Annotated in this window: 1 pseudogene; it reads left to right on the top strand. The window is 69.3% G+C overall.

Annotation, left to right across the window (positions count from 1 at the left end):
• Positions 1–39 precede the first annotated feature (39 nt).
• A pseudogene (locus CCN51_RS44195) lies at positions 40–535 on the top strand (ABC transporter substrate-binding protein); the annotation flags it as partial.

Here is a 535-nt window from a genome sequence, read left to right on the forward strand (position 1 = left end):
CCCCCGCACTCCGACGACGCAGTGAGGCAGAGAACCGCGATGAGAAGAGTCCTCCCCGCCCTCGCCCTGATATGCGCCACCGCCCTGACCGCCACCGCCTGCAGCGACGCGACCTCCGCGGGCGGTGACGACACGGGCGGCGCGGCCAAGACGAAGGTCGATCCCACCGCCCGGCTCGACGGCGTCAAGCTGACGATGTGGACCGCGCAGAACACGGTCAACGCCCCGAAGCAGGTCATCGAGGCGTTCGAGAAGGCCACCGGCGCCAAGGTCGAGACCCAGCCCATCCCCGACCCCTACGAGCAGAACGTGCCGACCAAGCTCGCCGCCGGCGACCGGCCGGACCTGATGTTCTGGCAGCCCAGCATCTCCACCCTCCCCTTCATCCAGCCGCAGCGGAATCTGCTCACCCTCGACGGAGAGCCCTGGGAGGCGAAGCTCGGCGACACCGAGCGGAGCCTGGGCATGATCGGCGGCAAGCGCTACGCCGCCATCGTCACCAGCCCCGCCATGCTCGGCGTCTACTACAACAAGG

Origin of the sequence: Streptomyces milbemycinicus, assembly GCF_002154605.1 — a bacterium.
In the GTDB taxonomy this organism is placed as follows: domain Bacteria; phylum Actinomycetota; class Actinomycetes; order Streptomycetales; family Streptomycetaceae; genus Streptomyces; species Streptomyces milbemycinicus.